A 15,276-nucleotide genomic window follows, 5' to 3' on the forward strand; every position below is an offset into this window, starting at 1 on the left:
GCTTTTCTACGTCTTGGCGCGTGACGCGGTGCGTCGGTTGACCGACAGCTCCTTAATCACGCTGGCCACCAGTTCGACATGCGTCCGCACCATCTCCACGGTTTGCAGGATTTGCGCTTGTTCGGCGCGCGTGACTTTTTCTAGCCGCTCGTTGAGGCTGCGCGCGATCTGGTTGAGGTTGCGCCCCACCGCCAGCAACTGCCGGTTGGACTCGACCAGGACCTGCAATGCCGGCACGCCCACCGCACCGGCCGCGGCCGGATTCATCACTAGGCGCGCGACGTACTCGGATTGAGACAGGCCGGCAGCCTTGGCCGCGGCCTTCAGCGTCGCGGACTCCTCGGGCGTAAGGCGGGCGAAGAACTTGACCGGATTGCCGCTGCGCGGCGGCCGCTTGAGCGACGGACGTTCGGGCGCCGGAGTGTCGCCAATGACTTCGACGGCCTGCGCCAGAAGCTCCCGCACCCAGGTGCCCGGCGGCATGTGGGCCCGCGCGGCGCAGTCAACGATCAATGGCTTCAGGGGGCCGACATCGACCACCAAGAACTGGCGCGGACTGGGCATGGCGGGCTTGGTAACGCTGTGCTACGTGATACGAGGCGGGCAGTTGCCCGAATCCTGCCATCGCTCTTTGTATAGGTATTGGGCTCTTACGCAGTCTTTCGAGGCTGACGTCTGCAATACAGGGGCAGCCCATGTCCAGTTGCGTGGCTGGCTTGGTCTACTGCAGCCTATCCAACTCGGCGCACGGTGGCCGGCAATCCGTCCAGGTCCTCTACGTTTACGGCGATGGGCGGCAGCCAGCGCAGGCCAAAGCGCCGCTGGCCTTCGAGCGGGCCGCTCCAGAAGCCATGCCAGTGCGCTCGCCGGATGTGCGGTCGAGGGCCAGTGTTGATCCCATCGCCGGGACTGCGCGTCTGCTCGGCTTGGTAGGCGCGGCGCAGGGCCGCCCCCAGCCTCACACCTACATCCCAAGCGGTCGGCTTCTCCGCCTGGAACAGGCGCGGGCCGCGCTTGGTCTTCTTGGGCTGCGGGTTGCCGGGGCGCCGGGTGCCGTCACCGATTTCAGCGGCTTGGCTGCACAGGTAAAGCAACAGGGACACCAGTGGCTCGACCACGGCCCGCAGGGTTGCACCAGCTGCAGCCGGTGCTGCCCGTGCGGCTTCTGTGCCTTCGCTGACCAGCGTGCGCGCAATGGACTCGGCCAAAGACCAAGGTCCGAGCGGAAACCCCACGGGGTCCAGCGCGCCATCGCCATCGAGCAGCAGCCGCAGCTCAGCCGCACCGGTGTCCAATGAAAAGTCGAGGTGTGCGAAGAAGCCGTACAGCACTTCACCGCCGTAGAGCAGGCCCGGTGTCTCAACGTACACAGCCCACTCTGGGAGCCGGAACAGCACTTCGTGGGGCAGGTCACCGCTCACCGGCGTGTCGCGCACGGCGTTAAAAACGGCCGGGTCGAACCTGTAGACCCCCTGGGTCATGCGCCACGGCGACAGGGCGGCGAGGCGGTACACGTCAAGCGCCTGATGCTCCGGCAGGTCCACGTCGCGCCCGCCGCTAACAATGGGGTACATGGCCGGCAGCGGCAGGAAGCACCAGTCCGGCCAGTCGGGCAGGTCGCTGCCTTTGCCGGCGCGGAATTCGTCGCAGACCTTCCATGCGTGCGGGTAGCGCCGTCCGATGGCAGTCAGGATCTCGCGCGGGCGGCAGGTGCGGTGGTCAATGGCGCTGGAAAGCATGGAGTCATCTTGCCCGGCGCTGCGCGGGCGGTCACGCCCGCTGGCTACTTCAGCCGGCTGCGCCAGCAGCTACTTTCCCTCTCGTTGAGCGAGGCGGCATCATTGGGACATGTACAAGACCGAAGACATGCCAAACGGCTGGGTCAAGCCGGTGGCCAAGCCCACACCCGAATCCCTCAGGGCCCGCATTGCCGAGCTGCGCACTGAGCTGGCCGCGGCCGAGGCTCAGCTGCGCGAGATGGAGGAGGGCGCCCGGCTGGAAGCGCTGGTGAAGATCCGGAACCTTATGCGCGCTTTCGAGCTGACGTCGGCGGATCTGGGCCTTACGCCGACACCGCAGTGCCGGGGCTGACCACGCAAGGCAGCGGCCTGACTTGCCCGCCCTCAACGGCAGCAATTCATGCGCAGCTCGCTGAGTGACTGTCCCTGGGATGAGATCTTGAGCGGTCCGGTGAACGTGCGCTACAGCGATTCAAGGCGCGGCACGCCCTTGGAGCCAATCCACTGCGCCGCCAGCTGCGGGTCGGCCAGAAAATCGCGGTAGGCCAGTTCGACCGAGTGCTGGCACAGTTACTCTTGCTTGCCGTCACCGAGGAAGCGAGGTAGGGATGGAAAACCGCAGGCAGCAGCTCATGCTCGCGTTCGCGACTTACATGGATCTGCGTCAGATTGAGGACGAGGAACTGCGGCGCAAGCTGATTACGGATCTGAACCGCAGGCTCGACGAATTGGTCGCCAAGGGAGCAGCCATTCCTGAGATCACGCCGGAAAGGGTGGCCGCACTGGCGCTGGAGCCCTGAGCAATAGAGGAACGCACATCGGAGCGGGCCCCCGGAGGTCAGTTCCAAGAGGGACGGTGAGCTGCGGCTCTCAGTGAAGCCCGCGAGCCGAATGGCGCTGCTGACGTGGCCTTGCGGTGACACTGTGCGTAGCCGGTGCTACCGTCCCTTCACGAACCCTTCAGAACTGAGCATCGCTGCGAACGACCCCCTCGACGCGCCACGGCACGCCGCCGGAAGCCGGTTCGATCTGAGCGGGACATGAGCCTGAACAAGGAGCGCAGATCAGCGCGGATCGTCCATGAGCCAACGAAGGTCATGGCCGCTGATTCCGTCCAAATTACTGGTTAGGAGTCGTTCCATGAGCGGTTTACCTGCATCTACGGCGGTACGTTTGCGTGCTCCGATGCTGATCGCGGCGTGGCTTTGCATCGCACTGATGGGCGCGATATCCAGTGCGGCCCACGGTGCCGTGAACGGCAAGGTGGTCGCCTGGGGGTTGAACACCTATGGGCAGCTGGACGTACCCGCTGGGGTCAACGGTGTCCGTGCCATCGCTGCCGGGATCGAGCAGACGTTGGTCATCAAGAGCGACGGCACGGTGGCGGCTTGGGGAAGAAACGACGCCGGACAAACGGACGTACCTGCTGGGCTCAGCGGTGTCAGTGCCATCGCCGGTGGGGGTTATCACGCACTGGCGCTTAAGCACGACGGCACCGTGGTGGCCTGGGGCGGGAACGACAAGGGCCAAACGAACGTACCGGCCGGGCTTAGCGGTGTCATTGCCATCGCCGCTGGGGGATGGCACACACTGGCGCTCAAGCGCGACGGCACGGTTGTGGCTTGGGGTGATAACAGCGTCGGCCAAGTTAGCGTACCCGCCGGGCTCAACGGTGTCAGTGCCATCGCTGCGGGCATCAATCACTCGGTGGCACTCAAAAGTGACGGCACAGTGGTCGCCTGGGGGGAAAACTCCTCCGGCGAGACAAACGTACCTGCCCAATTAGGTGCTGTCCGGGCCATCGCCGCCGGGTTTGGACATACGGTGGCGCTCAAGCGTGATGGCACGGTGGTGGCCTGGGGTAACAGCAGCGAGGGCCAGACCACCGTCCCCGCCGGGCTCAGCGGTGTCCGGGCCATCGCCGCAGGCGTCAGTCATACGGTGGCGCTCAAGCGTGACGGCACGGTGGTGGCGTGGGGTTTCAACGCCTTTGGCCAAGCAACCGTACCCGCCGGGCTGCGCGACATCATGGCCATCTCCGCCGGCACCCATCACACGGTGGCCCTCAGGAGCAACTACCGCTTCAGCGGCTTCCTCGCTCCGGTGGACGCACCACCGCTCGTCAACACGCTGGAAGCGGGTGAAGGCGTGCCGGTGAGGTTCAGCCTGGGCAGTAACAAGGGCCATGACATCTTTGCCGACGGCTACCCGGCTTCACGGACAGTTCCGTGCAACGCCGACGCGCCGACCGATGAAATCGAGCGGACCGTGAAGGCCGACGCCAGCAGCTTGCGCTTTGACGCCTCGACCAACACCTACACCTACGTCTGGAAGACGGCCTCGGCCTGGAGCGGCCAGTGCCGTAGGTTGACCCTGCGCTTTGCCGATGGCGTCGAGCACAGCGCCGTCTTCGGATTCAGGTAAGACCCCCAGCCAGCAACAGGAAGAGGGGTCACGGGCCTTCTCCTGCCGCCAGGGTGGTCCGCAACGCCGGCGCGGTGGCAGGGCAGGGCGGCCGCAAGTGCTTGTCGCGCCTGGCAAAGCGGCCGCGGCCTCGCGGCGGGCTCGAATCGACGTTCAAAAACTGCCCTGAGATTAGTTCGCTTATACATGGTCAAAAAACGCTTGGACGGGCGCCTGAAGGCGTGTCGCACGCCGAGCTGCGGCCGGGGAGGGCGACGTCTGCACCCAGGCTTGAGAAGTCGCCGCTGGGCCGCGAGCGCGCTGCGGCTTTCCACAGCGCGCTCGCGGCCCAGGGCGGGCAAGATGGCGGCGTGGCTTGCGGGACAGCAGCTGCGCTTCATTGATGATTGGTACAGCTCACAGGCCCCGGCTCCGCAAGGACCGGGGTTTTTTTTCGCGTGCCCAACAGTTCTGTCCCTCGCTGTCGCGCTTCATTGAACATGCGAACGTAACGCGAACCAATAACGCAGCCGAGCAGGCGCTGCGCGCGCGCTGGTGATCAAGCGCGAAATCTCTGGCCTGAACCGCTCACGCCGCGAAGAGGACTTCGGGCGCGCAGCTACAGCACCCACGAGAGCTTCTGCCGCCAGGGCGGTGCGGCGTCACCGCCGGAGTTGCGCGCTTTCTGACTACTACTCTCTCTTAGCGGCGTGGCGGGTGTTGCCTGGACAGGCATGGCAGCATCGAAAAGAACCCTGATCAACTTGCAACCCGTGCTTGTGCTTGGTGCTTGGGCAAGGGCGACCTGCTGGGCAGCGAGCAGCGCGGCAGGTCTGGAGCGTCAGAAGTCATCCTTCTCGCCTATAGCCCCCTCGACGTCAGGATCCGGCTGGCCGCCGGCAGGAACTGTCGGTGCTTGCGGCGACCTGCGCCAGCGCCGCTCCTGCCTCGCGACTGCCAGCGCGGTCTCGGACACCCGCTGTCCGACCACCCCGTACAGCGCCTGCTCGAACCTGAGGAAGATGGGCGACGAGTTCAGCATGCCGCTCACGCCTTCGACACCGACATGCAGCTTCGCCGCCAACGTGTCGTTGATCTGGCCTGCGGTGGCGATGCCGCCATTGGCCTGGATGACCTGCAGCGCGAGCCGCTCTGATTCCGATAGCACGTCCAGCGGCACGGCTTCCCGCGCGACGAACCGGTTGTAGTGGCGCTGTTCGAGCCAGCCCCAGCTGCGCAGCAGCTCGTGCAGGACGTTCATCGCGGGCAAGGAGCACTCGTGCTCCTTGTCGCGCGGCATCCAGTGGTCATCCGTGATGAGCGCCGCGGCAATCTCGTCCACCCGCACCGGCTCCCTGGCCACGGCCATGATCTTGCGCACCCGAGTTGCCACCGGGCTGCCGAGACCACGGTCCCCGCAGGTGAACCACCCCCCGCCTCGTCGAGCATCGTGAAGCCCGGGGCCGCCTGCATGAGCGACAGCAGGCTCTGGCGAGACAGCGCCACGCCGTGTTCAAGCACCAGGCGGCCTGCCAGCCTGACCACGCTCGTGCAGCCGATGAAGCTCACGTCATGCAGGGCAAGGCGGAAGATTGCCTCGCTCCAGGGTAGGCCACCGGCGGGCTGCACCGTCGCAATCCGCACGACGTCCGAGCCGCCGTGAACCCACGTGTTCACGACCTCGACCGGGATCTCGGTGAGGCCCATCTCGTGGGCAAAGTGGATGGCGGCCTCGATGCCGGCGCCATCACCCAGGTGGAGCCGCAGCTGGGCATTGAGGTCGCTGACCGTGCATGGCCCGGCGCGCCGGGCGAGCTCCAACACACGCATCGTCGCCGGCAGGGTAAAGCGATCCCCTCGTAGCTCCTGCAGCATCCTTTCGCACACCTGCCTGATCCGCTCGCCGGAGACCTGAAACGTCTCGGCGAGTTGCGACACCGGGCGCCCAGGGCCGTCGGGCGCGACATACCGCTTCACAAACATCTCTACCCACTGCTGCACCTTGCCTTTGCGTGACTTCCCCGCGATGCGTGCGCCGGCCGCGGCCACGGCGGCGTCGGCCACTTCTTGAGCGAACGTGCGATCGTTGGCTCGAAGAATCACCGCTGCGGCCCGGCACGCCTCCTGTGACGGTTGCGCACAGCGCACTTCCGACCTGAGCCATGCGGCAAGGTCCACGCCGCCGGGAACCGGCAGCCGAAGATCGTCGGGCTTGATGGCATTCAGCCAGGGCAACGCGGCGGCGCGCTCGATATATCAGCCACGGTGACTTGCGCGACGCCATCAGGGAAAGCATGGAGAGGGTCACCATCGACGTCCAAGACGGCAGCACTCCTTGGTCAATGGGGCTGGGTCAGCACATCGAGCCTTGCTGCCCCAATGCGTCCATCGCCAAGCGCAGGCTGTATTTGGGCACCCGCTCACCGGCCTGGGCACGCTGCACCATGTCGGTAGCCCACCTCACATCCCGCCCGATCCTGGGCATCACCGGCCGCAGGCACTTGCGGCGGACTTCGGCTGCGCGCTGGGCCTGTTTCGCCTGCGGCAGCGCCCGGAACGCCGGCGCCGGCGCAGTGCTGCACAGGTCGCGGAACTGCGCCGCTGTCGGTGGCTCGGCGGGGTCCACCAGCGCCAGCGCGTATTCAATGGCCTCAGGACGCTCAGCGAAGTTGGCCAGTTCGCGCCGCCAATCGGCCTTGACCTCGTCCACCGGAACTGCTTCCCAGCGCGCCAGGAAAGCACGGCCGTACCGCAGCGTGAGCCTGTGGAATATGGCTTCAATGAACTCGGCACGCGGCGACATGGAAACCTCCGTGGCGATCTGCAGCAGTGTCCTCTAGGTGCGATTTGCGCTCACAAGGACTACTTTGACAAGGGGGCTCACCGTAGAACTCCAGAATCTCTAGAGGCCTTCCCTGCGCCTATCAGTAAAGTCCGGCCTCATGGACAACGATGAAGCTCAACTGCGCCGGGAAATCGGCAAGCGATTCCGCAAGGCTCGTCAGGCCGCCCGTAACGGTCAAGGATTCACACAAGCCGAGGTAGGGGCGATTCTTGGCAAGGGTGACGGCACGGTTTCGACATGGGAGATAGGCCGCTCTTTGCCCGACGCCATGACCCTGCGTTGGATGGCGCAGAACTACGGCGTTTCAGTCGATGAGTTGCTGCTGCTGAAAGCCCCTGAGGAACCGGCAGCGGCACCTCAGCCGCAGCAGATCCTCGCCGAACCGCAGACAGCGCACCGGTCAACGCCCGCGCAGCGTCCTGACACCTTTGAGCTTTCCATGCCGGAATTCGTGCGGGTCATCCAGCGCGCCATGGCCAGCGGCCTGAGTGATGAAAGGGAAGTGCGCGCTTTCCTCAACGGGGTGCTGGCAGGGGTGGAGGTGAATGGAGAACGGTAAAGTCGATTACGATAAATTATAGAGTCTGTTTTCAAACAATCCATTCTTGCTGGGCATTTACGTCTGCCAGTAGAATAAGGTAGCACTTTAACTCAAATCACTCTACATTAAACTGGAATATTAGGTCGACATCAAGTAGAATTATCTCCATGCACCAGGGCAGGTGCTACAGGAGATAGAGATGGTTGGTTCTGATTTCTCCCACTCCGTCTACAGTTTCAAGAGCACCTTTGCCGGCATCCCGGTCGAGATTCAGTACGAGATCGAGGTCAACGAGGACCACCGTGGCCGGGACGTCGTGATCATCCCGACGGCCTGCGTCATCGGCGACCACGCGGTCGATCTCTGCGAAGACGCCGGCTTCTTCCATCCCGAGCAGTTGAAGAAGTGGCTGGCGCAAGCCGAAGCCGATCACGAAAAGGCCGGCGAGGACGACAGCGAGTTCGACGACTACGCCGATCCCTGGGCGGCCTCCGCTGCCGAGGATCACTGGATCGCCGAGCGCGAGCGCATCCACCACGCCCGCGCGGGGTACTGAAATGGAAGGGCTGTGCATCACGCGCAGCCCGTGGCCTCCAGTGCGGGGCCATGCGGCGGCCATCAGCCAAACCTCTTCTTCTGATCGCCTGCATTTCGGTTTTGAACCCGGCCCGTATTACCTGGGAGCCAGCGGGCGAACCGTGCATCACGACAACCTGCCGAGCCCTGGCGGTCTGGTCGCCGTGGTGCCGGTCTTGGCGAACGCGCACCTGCTCAAAGCTGCGCCCGACCTGTTCACCGTCGCCCAGGCCCTGACCGCACTTGCGGCCCTGCGCACCACGTCCGATGCCGATGCCCTGGCGGCGCGGATCGCGGTGCTGGTGGAGGCGGCGCATGTGGCGGTGGCGCGTGCCCTTGGAGCCATGCCATGAGTGCCGCCGTCCACCGGGCCGCGATTCACTGGCTTGCAGCACACCGGCCCACGGACCCCACGGTGCAACAGCGGGTTGATGCCCTGATCCGCGACCACGAGGCCGCCTGCGTGGCCGAGGAAGCCGACGATCCTGCATGCCCGCCGTGCGAGTACGGGCACCGCTGCCTGCGCGGTGGCGGCTGCCCGGTGCGCGAGAGGGAGGCACGCCATGGCTGACCTCCACAAGCCGCCCCGACCGCACCGCCGCGCCCGCTGCAGTCACCGCACCGCCTGGGAGCTGGCCGGTTTCATCGCCGGGCTGCTGCTGGCGCTGCTGTCCGCTCCCTTCTTCTGGATCTGAGTCCTTCGGGCCTCGGTCGGCGGCCCCCTCTTGCCGGCCTCTCCTTCCCCTGGAGTCCCGCCATGCCAAACGCTCTTGGACCCGTGGTTGGCAACCGCATCGCCGATGCCCACAAGGCCACCCTGAAGCCGCACCTACGGGAGAGGCTGGCACTGCAGGCCAGCCGCAGCACGCCGGTGGGCACCATTGCCACTGCAGCGGATGGGCGGCAGTCCTTCGTGCCGGGCTACCTCGCGCCTCAGCACAAGGCTGCGACGCCGGCCGCGCCGGTGACCGAGAGCCACGCCTTCCTGCCCGGCGCGTGCGTGCGTGTGGTCGCCACGCTGGAGCAACTGGTGCAGTACGACTGCGAGCCCTTTCCCGTCCTCGCCGCCGGCTACGTGATGAACCGCGAGGGCAGGGTGGTGGCGCACGTCCTGTACGCCCTGCTGGGGCTGGTGGCCGTCGAGCTCGACGGCCTGATCTGGGGCTTCCGACCCGAGCACCTGGCGCAGGTGGCCTTGCCAGCGGGCGCTGCTGGCGGCTTCGACCCCTACACCGAGCCGCTGGCACTGGGCGACACGGTGCAGGGCATGGACGGGCGCGTCGGGCGCGTGACGCTTGTCGAGCCGCAGCGCCTGGGCGTGGCGTTCGAGCGGGGCAGCGCGTGGTGCGGCCCCATGAACTGGCGCGGCTCGTTCCGGCTGCTGGCCAAGGCCGGCGCCTGGGAGTGCCCCGACAGCTGCCCGTTCTGACGCCACCCCCATTGCAAAGCTCAAGGCGCCGCCGCGGCGCCTTCACCGGGAATTTTCATGCTGTTCAAGAAAGCGGCCAATGCCCAGGCCTACTTGAAGATGGGCATCCAGGGGTTTGCCGGCGACGGCAAGACGCACACCGCCAGCCTGGTAGCCATCGGCCTGATGCAGCTGCTGCGCGAGCGCAGCTTTCCCGCCGGCGACCGGCCCGTGATGTTCATCGACTCGGAAACCGGCTCGGATTGGGTCAAGCCGCTGTTTGACGCAGCGGACATCGAGCTCGAAGTCGCCAAGACGCGCGCCTTCGTGGATCTGAAGGACGCCGTGCGCGAGACGGAGGCGCGCGGGTGCGTGCTCATCGCCGATTCGCTCACGCACTTCTGGCGTCGCTTCTGTGACGAGTACGCGGCAAGGAAGGAGCGGCGGCGCGGGTTGGAGTTCGGTGATTGGGACTGGTTAAAACGGGAGTGGGGCGCCTTCACGGACCTGTACGTCAACAGCCAGTGCCACATCATCCTCGCCGGCCGGGCCGGCTACGAATACGACTTCTTCGAGCGCGACGACGGAAAGAAGGAGCTGGAGCGCACGGGCGTGAAGATGAAGGCCGAGAGCGAAACCGCCTTTGAGCCGAGCCTGCTGGTCCACATGGAAAAGCACATCGGGCTGCCCGACCCGCGCACGGGCCAGGTCGAGATGTGGCGCACCGCCACCGTGCTCAAGGATCGGTCACGGCGCATCGACGGCCGCGTTTTCAAGAACCCGACCTTTGCCGATTTCCGCGCGCACATCGAGTGCCTGAACTTGGGTGGTGTGCACCTGAGCGTGGACCTCTCGCGCAACAACGCTGCGCTGTTCCAGGATGACGGCAAGCCCAAGTGGCAGCGCGAAAAGGAGATGAAGGAGGTGGCGCTGGCCGAGATCGCGGACCTGCTCGCCAAGCACTTCCCCGGCCAGGCCTCGGAGCAAAAGCGCCTCAAGGGCGACTGGCTGGAAAAGGCGTTCAACTCCCGCACGTGGGAGCGCATCCAGACGATGGACTGGCCCACGGTCAATGCGGCGCGCAACTACCTGTGGATCGAGCTGGAAGGGTGCGAGTACGCCATCAAGCCGCCGAGCTATGACGGCGGGCGGCCCGGTGCGGCCGAGTCCGCGCAGCAGGGCGCCAGCGCAGTGCAGGGCACGGCCAGCGGCGAGCCCCCGCGTGGTGAGCCTGCACCGGCAGCGAAGCCAGAACCGGATCGGGCCGACGTGCCCCCTCCCGGCGATGCTGGCGCTGCGCAGGCGCCGGAGGCCACCGCCAGGCTGCTGACGGCGCCGCAAGGACGCCGCGGCTTCGACGCCGACGCGTTCGCCAGGCAGATGCAGGGGGCGGCGGAGCGGCAGGACTTGGACACGCTCAACGCCTTGGGCGAGCAGCTTCGCGATGTGCTCGATGAGGAATCGCGCGCGCGCCTCACGGACCTGCATGAGCGGCTGCGTGGCGGCCTGACGCAGCGGCAGCGCCAGGCGCAACCGCCGCGCCGTCCACCGGCTGCGCCAGCGCGGCGTGCCAGCCGCGCGCACGCCGAGTAGTCACCGGCCCGAGGGGCTTTCAGGGCGAAGCCAGCGGGGTGGGGCGTTTCTCCTCCTTCCTTTCCCTTCCCATCCCGCGCAGCGCCAGCCGCTGCTGCCCTGCCTTCCACGTTTTCAAAGGAGAGTGCCCATGTCCGCCAGTCCCTTTGCCGATCTCCAGCGTGTGGCTGCTTGCGGCCATGCAGGCCATGCCTGCATGCTCACTGCGCCCCCCAGCACGCGCCAGCGGCGCTCCGCGGCCAAGCGCCCGGCCGCATCGGTGCGGCCGGTACTCGACCGCATCCATGCGCTGATGCAGCACCACGGCATCACGCTCGCCGAGCTGCGTGCCAAGTTGTTGGCGACACGGCAGACGGCACCCATCGAGCGCTGCCCAAGCATCGACCACGATCCGCTTTACCAAGTGCCGCCTGGAACGGTCGTGGTGGGTCCGTTCACGACCGACTGGCACCAGCGTCGCGGAGGCACGAAATGAGATTCGAGCGCAAGCGCCGCTGGGGCACTTTCGCCTGGACCCCTCACAAGTTGGCCGCGGCGCAATTGCATGGCGCCCGTGCCAAGGCCTGTCTAGAACAGCGGTATCCGTTGCTGTCCGACCAGTTCTCCCAACCGCAGCGCTTCGATGCCGACGTCGAGGCCTGCATCCGTGCCCAGGCACACCAGGCCACCGAGCAGCGCCTGCGGGACTTCGAAGCCCGTGTGTGGCGAGAGAGCCGCCGCGACGCACGCAACGCGACGGCCGAGCAGCAGGCCGCGATCCGTGAGCACTGGCTGGCATGGCGTGGCCCGGCCACGGCTCTGTACTACCGCTATGTCGTTGATCTGCACACCGGCGTGCTTGACCAGCGCCGGGAGTTATCTCAGGCGCAGACCCGGGCAGCCATTGCCGTGGTTCTGGTTGCCAAGGGCGCGCAGGCGGGCGACTGGCCTGAGCTCATACCGAACTGAGACATGGGACAAAAGGAGTTGTGTGATGCAAACAGAACAACCCGCTGCGCCCGACTTGGGCGAGGCCGCTCACGAGGCGCTGGACACTGCGAACCGCCTTTGGAATGCAGCCACAAGGCTCATGGGGCAGTTGCATGTGCTGCACGTGTGCGAACAAGTGGCAGCTGAGCAACAAGGCAAAGAGCTGCAGGAGGCCGCAGAAAGCTCTCGGGAAGCTGCAGCGAAAGACTTGGAGCGCATGTGGCGCGACACCGCGGCCGCACTTTCGGACTGGATCAGCACGTCCTACCGGCTGCGCGTTGCGCTGCGCCATGCGACCACCGTTGAGGTCCTGTCGGCTGCGCGTATTGCCGAGATCGCTGCGCCGTTTTTGGCTCCTGAGGGCGAGATGAACGCTGCCGACGTGCAGCGGTTCGCACAGGCACTGCTGCAAGATGCCTCCAGCGCGGCGCCACCCGCCGCGGACGACATCGCGCAGCGCCTGCGCGACGCCGCCGATGCGTTCGAGAGCCACGACGCAATTCGGAGCATTGATCAGATCGAAGCCGCCGGCCGGCTCATGCGCGAGGCGGCGCACGCTCTCGATCAGAGCAATGCACCATGGCGCGATGCCGTGATCTGTGCGCTGGTGGCGTCCGCCGCGCATCGCCCTGGTCTCGATGACGACCCGGTGGCAGCGGTGCGTGCCCTGTTGACTGCTGCGCTACCCGCAACAGACAGTCCTCCCCAGTACAGCCCTCCGTTCATCCAGTGAAAGCTGTTCGCTCGCAGCGCCGGCGGGTGGCAGGTGCGGTGCGCGTCAACCTGCCTGTCGCCTGACCTATGCAGCTAGAGGCTGTGTAGGTGGGATGAACGCGAGTCCGCCGCAACGACGGCTTCGCGCTCCGGGTTGAAGGTTACGGCGCCGATGGGCGTCCACGCCGCACACCGACTGGTGATGGTCGGACCGGCCGGTAAGCCGGCTGTGAATTCAACGTAAAGCCGCAACTTCACAAACTATCGTCAGCGCCGCGATCACAGGAGCACGTCCTGCGCTCCATCGCCCCACAGTTCCCGGGCCAGCCAGTTCAGGAAAGCGACTTGGGTCATCTTGGAAACACGGGCTTTCACGCGCAGATTGGGCAGGCGCTGCTGGGCGTTGTAGCGCTCGCGTAGGGTTTCCTTGTCCGTGGGTGACTGCTTGTCGTAGTGCGCCCGGGCGAGTTCGCGGCGCTTGGCAGCAGCAGCGTCGCTCGCGTCCGGTGCGCCGACGTCGTTGGCCGCCGCAGCTGCAACAGGCCCTGTCGCCTGAGTGACTTGCGGCGCAGCGATGTCGCCGGCATAACCCCAGCCGAGTTCCAGTGCACGGCGAAAGTACGCGGCGGGCGACTCCAGCGGGGCTTGCTCGGCGTCGGTTTGGCGCAGTTCGGTGTACTGCAGCGCGGCATGCAGACGCGGCACGGGGTAGAGGCTTGCCATGCGCTTTGCCTCGATGGCTGGCACGCCCAACCGCACGATGCGCTCGACCAGCCGCTCTGCCTCAAGAGGGACCCTAGTGTCCTGCTTCTTGCGCGTTACGCGAAACTGGACTTCAGCCATACGGCGGCCGTCGCGGAACTCGATCAGCTCGATGTCGTGGTCCGAGCAGGTGTTGATCTCCGCGATGGCAGGCACGAGCGCGCGCTTCTTGAGCACCTTCCAGTCAGCGAAGGATGCCTTCCCAGCGCCGTCGAGCACGGTGTCGCGCAGTTCTTCCCAACGCAGTTTTTTGGTCAAGCCGATGTTCTCGAAACGTACGCAGAACTCCCATAGCTGCAGCGCCGCCGCAGTAGTGAAGCGGCGCATGACGGACATGTTGATGAGCGCGTAAACCTCAGGGCGCAGCAGCTCGCGGTAGATGTTGTCGCTGATCTGCCAGCGGATATAGCCGCGGGACAGCGCCACGCCGTGAAACAGTACCTGCGCCTGCCACTCGTCGGTCCGCCGGTCGCCAGGCGCGAACACGTCGAACTCAAAAATGATGCGCATGAGCGCCTTCGCTGACTCCTTGAGGTGCTTTGTGTTGTGCGAACTGCCGAAGCCCGTTTCCTGGCGGAGTTTCATCAGCGGCATTTGCCACCAGCCGTCCCTGCCTCGTGGGTTCTCGATTGCGTGCTTCATCCAGGCATTGGCGATCTTGCGCTGCATCACGGTCAGCGAATGCCCGCGCGGGACGCTGTGCACCACCTTCACCGTCTTGCGCCACAGGTCGTCGGGTTCCTGGGACTCCGTTGGAAGCAGGCTGCCCTGCGTCGATTCGACGACTTCGCGTGATCGGCGGTTCAAGCGGTGACTCCGGGAAGCGGGACAAAGTTACATCGCAGTGTACCGGCTCACCCTCCTGTCCGGCTGATGTTACGTTCACTCAACGACAGGGCAAGGCAATGGGCGTTTGCTCCTTCCTTGCAACGCAGCGGCTTGTTTTTAACCTTTAAGAACCTTTAAGACGTTTTAAACCTTTAGGACAGAATTTCCCTTTGCTGACAGGTACTTGGAAGCGTTTGCGGGACACCTTTTGGGCTTTTGGGGGGCAACTTTTGGGCTTTAGGGGGTGTGGATATGGGCCTTTGGGGGGCAACTTTTGGGCTTTAGGGGGTGTGGATATGGGCTTTTGGGGGCAACTTTTGGGCTGTCGAGGCGGTGCTAATGATTGGCTCGCAGTACACCGAGCTTGCCGCGGCGCAGCGGCGAGCGGGCCGGCGCGGCTGCCGAGCCGCAGCCTGCGCCAAGGCGGCACGAGATTTATCCACAGCAAGCTGCTGAGGCAGCTGTGTGATACCAGCCGCCGCAGCTCGTTGGCGCTGTGGCGTTGCCTGGCGCCCAATGCGTTCGGCGTGGCTGCAGCTCATGCAGTGGCCGGTTCACCAGCCCTTCTGGCAACCCGCGACAGATGTGGCCAACTGCGCGACCTGCCAGCGGTACCAGACGGCCAGTTCCCGTCAACGCGCCTAGATCGCGCAAGGGGGACAAACTTTGGGCTTTATCGGGCCCGGGCAGCGGCCAAAGCCCAAGAGTTGTACCCCTTGAGGCCCTTTAAGGGGCAAGGGGGACAGCTTTTGGGAGCTTGAAAGCCCTAGAAGCACCCGGTAAGCCCAAACGTTGACCCTGTCGTGCTCTCCAAAGAGCTAAAGGGGGGCAATTTTTGGGCTTTCGTAGCGCGTTTTGAGCCCAGCAAATCCCAAAAGGTGTCCCTGTTGCCGTTTGT

At 65.5% G+C, this 15,276-nt stretch carries 19 protein-coding genes; 13 read left to right on the top strand and 6 right to left on the bottom strand.

Annotation, left to right across the window (positions count from 1 at the left end):
* Positions 1–6: 6 nt before the first annotated feature.
* Together H537_RS52390 and H537_RS41420 are read right to left on the bottom strand one after the other, a co-directional pair.
* A complete protein-coding gene (locus tag H537_RS52390; protein ID WP_156901439.1) occupies positions 7–564 on the bottom strand; it encodes a plasmid mobilization protein in 558 nt (185 codons plus the stop codon).
* 167 nt (positions 565–731) lie between these two features.
* Positions 732–1,739 carry an AcrVA2 family anti-CRISPR protein gene (locus H537_RS41420; RefSeq protein WP_051241978.1) on the bottom strand — a complete coding sequence of 336 codons (1,008 nt, stop codon included), beginning with the start codon at positions 1,737–1,739 and terminating at the stop codon, positions 732–734.
* Between the two features lie 109 nt (positions 1,740–1,848).
* Between H537_RS41420 and H537_RS0105555 the strand changes: the two genes are divergently transcribed.
* From H537_RS0105555 to H537_RS41425, 3 genes are all read left to right on the top strand, one after another.
* Positions 1,849–2,091, top strand: coding sequence for a hypothetical protein (locus H537_RS0105555; RefSeq protein ID WP_028997095.1), 243 nt, complete (start codon positions 1,849–1,851; stop codon positions 2,089–2,091).
* A 256-nt stretch (positions 2,092–2,347) separates the two neighbouring features.
* The gene (locus tag H537_RS0105560; RefSeq protein ID WP_028997096.1) at positions 2,348–2,539 is read left to right on the top strand and encodes a hypothetical protein; all 192 of its coding nucleotides are present in this window, start codon (positions 2,348–2,350) and stop codon (positions 2,537–2,539) included.
* Positions 2,540–2,879: 340 nt separating this feature from the next.
* The gene (locus H537_RS41425) at positions 2,880–4,163 is read left to right on the top strand and encodes a PxKF domain-containing protein (protein ID WP_169516954.1); all 1,284 of its coding nucleotides are present in this window, start codon (positions 2,880–2,882) and stop codon (positions 4,161–4,163) included.
* A gap of 820 nt (positions 4,164–4,983) precedes the next feature.
* On the opposite strand, the gene H537_RS0105570 is transcribed toward H537_RS41425, so the two are convergent.
* From H537_RS0105570 to H537_RS0105580, 3 genes are all read right to left on the bottom strand, one after another.
* Complete coding sequence (locus H537_RS0105570) at positions 4,984–5,412, bottom strand: hypothetical protein (protein WP_169516955.1); 429 nt, start codon at positions 5,410–5,412, stop codon at positions 4,984–4,986.
* Entirely contained in the window at positions 5,400–6,377 is a 978-nt protein-coding gene (locus H537_RS0105575) for a hypothetical protein (protein ID WP_156901443.1), read from the bottom strand. Before H537_RS0105575 ends, H537_RS0105570 begins: the two co-directional genes overlap by 13 nt.
* Before the next feature lie 118 nt (positions 6,378–6,495).
* The gene (locus H537_RS0105580) at positions 6,496–6,945 is read right to left on the bottom strand and encodes a hypothetical protein (RefSeq protein WP_028997099.1); all 450 of its coding nucleotides are present in this window, start codon (positions 6,943–6,945) and stop codon (positions 6,496–6,498) included.
* Between the two features lie 139 nt (positions 6,946–7,084).
* Here H537_RS0105580 and H537_RS50705 point away from each other — a divergent pair, with 139 nt between their 5' ends.
* From H537_RS50705 to H537_RS0105625, 10 genes are all read left to right on the top strand, one after another.
* A complete protein-coding gene (locus H537_RS50705) occupies positions 7,085–7,546 on the top strand; it encodes a helix-turn-helix domain-containing protein (protein WP_084150462.1) in 462 nt (153 codons plus the stop codon).
* Positions 7,547–7,727: 181 nt separating this feature from the next.
* Entirely contained in the window at positions 7,728–8,084 is a 357-nt protein-coding gene (locus tag H537_RS0105590; protein WP_028997101.1) for a hypothetical protein, read from the top strand.
* Position 8,085: 1 nt separating this feature from the next.
* Positions 8,086–8,457, top strand: coding sequence for a hypothetical protein (locus H537_RS41430; RefSeq protein ID WP_043458243.1), 372 nt, complete (start codon positions 8,086–8,088; stop codon positions 8,455–8,457).
* A complete protein-coding gene (locus tag H537_RS52395; RefSeq protein WP_156901445.1) occupies positions 8,454–8,675 on the top strand; it encodes a hypothetical protein in 222 nt (73 codons plus the stop codon). The genes H537_RS41430 and H537_RS52395 overlap by 4 nt, the downstream gene beginning before the upstream one ends.
* Positions 8,668–8,799 (top strand): hypothetical protein, encoded by a 132-nt coding sequence (locus H537_RS56240; RefSeq protein ID WP_259375220.1) that lies wholly within the window; start codon positions 8,668–8,670, stop codon positions 8,797–8,799. The genes H537_RS52395 and H537_RS56240 overlap by 8 nt, the downstream gene beginning before the upstream one ends.
* 62 nt (positions 8,800–8,861) lie before the next feature.
* Entirely contained in the window at positions 8,862–9,533 is a 672-nt protein-coding gene (locus tag H537_RS0105605) for a hypothetical protein (RefSeq protein ID WP_156901447.1), read from the top strand.
* A 57-nt stretch (positions 9,534–9,590) separates the two neighbouring features.
* Positions 9,591–11,105 carry an AAA family ATPase gene (locus tag H537_RS41435; RefSeq protein ID WP_051241980.1) on the top strand — a complete coding sequence of 505 codons (1,515 nt, stop codon included), beginning with the start codon at positions 9,591–9,593 and terminating at the stop codon, positions 11,103–11,105.
* 130 nt (positions 11,106–11,235) lie between these two features.
* Positions 11,236–11,580: a hypothetical protein gene (locus H537_RS0105615; protein ID WP_028997104.1), complete on the top strand. Its 345-nt coding sequence runs from the start codon at positions 11,236–11,238 to the stop codon at positions 11,578–11,580.
* Complete coding sequence (locus H537_RS41440) at positions 11,577–12,053, top strand: hypothetical protein (protein ID WP_051241984.1); 477 nt, start codon at positions 11,577–11,579, stop codon at positions 12,051–12,053. Before H537_RS0105615 ends, H537_RS41440 begins: the two co-directional genes overlap by 4 nt.
* Positions 12,054–12,078: 25 nt before the next feature.
* Positions 12,079–12,807, top strand: coding sequence for a hypothetical protein (locus tag H537_RS0105625; RefSeq protein ID WP_028997105.1), 729 nt, complete (start codon positions 12,079–12,081; stop codon positions 12,805–12,807).
* 260 nt (positions 12,808–13,067) lie between these two features.
* Here the strand turns inward: H537_RS0105625 and H537_RS0105630 are convergent, their stop codons facing one another.
* Positions 13,068–14,357 carry a replication initiation protein gene (locus H537_RS0105630; protein WP_028997106.1) on the bottom strand — a complete coding sequence of 430 codons (1,290 nt, stop codon included), beginning with the start codon at positions 14,355–14,357 and terminating at the stop codon, positions 13,068–13,070.
* Positions 14,358–15,276: the final 919 nt, after the last annotated feature.

Origin of the sequence: Azohydromonas australica DSM 1124 (assembly GCF_000430725.1) — a bacterium.
In the GTDB taxonomy this organism is placed as follows: Bacteria; Pseudomonadota; Gammaproteobacteria; order Burkholderiales; family Burkholderiaceae_C; genus Azohydromonas; species Azohydromonas australica.

Excerpts from the sequence above, each read along its gene's own strand:
- H537_RS41425 (WP_169516954.1), top strand. The coding sequence starts at position 2,880 with ATGAGCGGTTTACCTGCATCTACGGCGGTACGTTTGCGTGCTCCGATG.
- H537_RS41440 (WP_051241984.1), top strand. The coding sequence starts at position 11,577 with ATGAGATTCGAGCGCAAGCGCCGCTGGGGCACTTTCGCCTGGACCCCT.
- H537_RS52390 (WP_156901439.1), bottom strand. The coding sequence starts at position 564 with ATGCCCAGTCCGCGCCAGTTCTTGGTGGTCGATGTCGGCCCCCTGAAG.
- H537_RS0105580 (WP_028997099.1), bottom strand. The coding sequence starts at position 6,945 with ATGTCGCCGCGTGCCGAGTTCATTGAAGCCATATTCCACAGGCTCACG.
- H537_RS0105560 (WP_028997096.1), top strand. The coding sequence starts at position 2,348 with ATGGAAAACCGCAGGCAGCAGCTCATGCTCGCGTTCGCGACTTACATG.
- H537_RS52395 (WP_156901445.1), top strand. The coding sequence starts at position 8,454 with ATGAGTGCCGCCGTCCACCGGGCCGCGATTCACTGGCTTGCAGCACAC.
- H537_RS0105590 (WP_028997101.1), top strand. The coding sequence starts at position 7,728 with ATGGTTGGTTCTGATTTCTCCCACTCCGTCTACAGTTTCAAGAGCACC.
- H537_RS0105625 (WP_028997105.1), top strand. The coding sequence starts at position 12,079 with ATGCAAACAGAACAACCCGCTGCGCCCGACTTGGGCGAGGCCGCTCAC.
- H537_RS0105555 (WP_028997095.1), top strand. The coding sequence starts at position 1,849 with ATGTACAAGACCGAAGACATGCCAAACGGCTGGGTCAAGCCGGTGGCC.
- H537_RS56240 (WP_259375220.1), top strand. The coding sequence starts at position 8,668 with ATGGCTGACCTCCACAAGCCGCCCCGACCGCACCGCCGCGCCCGCTGC.
- H537_RS41430 (WP_043458243.1), top strand. The coding sequence starts at position 8,086 with ATGGAAGGGCTGTGCATCACGCGCAGCCCGTGGCCTCCAGTGCGGGGC.
- H537_RS41435 (WP_051241980.1), top strand. The coding sequence starts at position 9,591 with ATGCTGTTCAAGAAAGCGGCCAATGCCCAGGCCTACTTGAAGATGGGC.
- H537_RS0105615 (WP_028997104.1), top strand. The coding sequence starts at position 11,236 with ATGTCCGCCAGTCCCTTTGCCGATCTCCAGCGTGTGGCTGCTTGCGGC.
- H537_RS50705 (WP_084150462.1), top strand. The coding sequence starts at position 7,085 with ATGGACAACGATGAAGCTCAACTGCGCCGGGAAATCGGCAAGCGATTC.
- H537_RS41420 (WP_051241978.1), bottom strand. The coding sequence starts at position 1,739 with ATGCTTTCCAGCGCCATTGACCACCGCACCTGCCGCCCGCGCGAGATC.
- H537_RS0105605 (WP_156901447.1), top strand. The coding sequence starts at position 8,862 with ATGCCAAACGCTCTTGGACCCGTGGTTGGCAACCGCATCGCCGATGCC.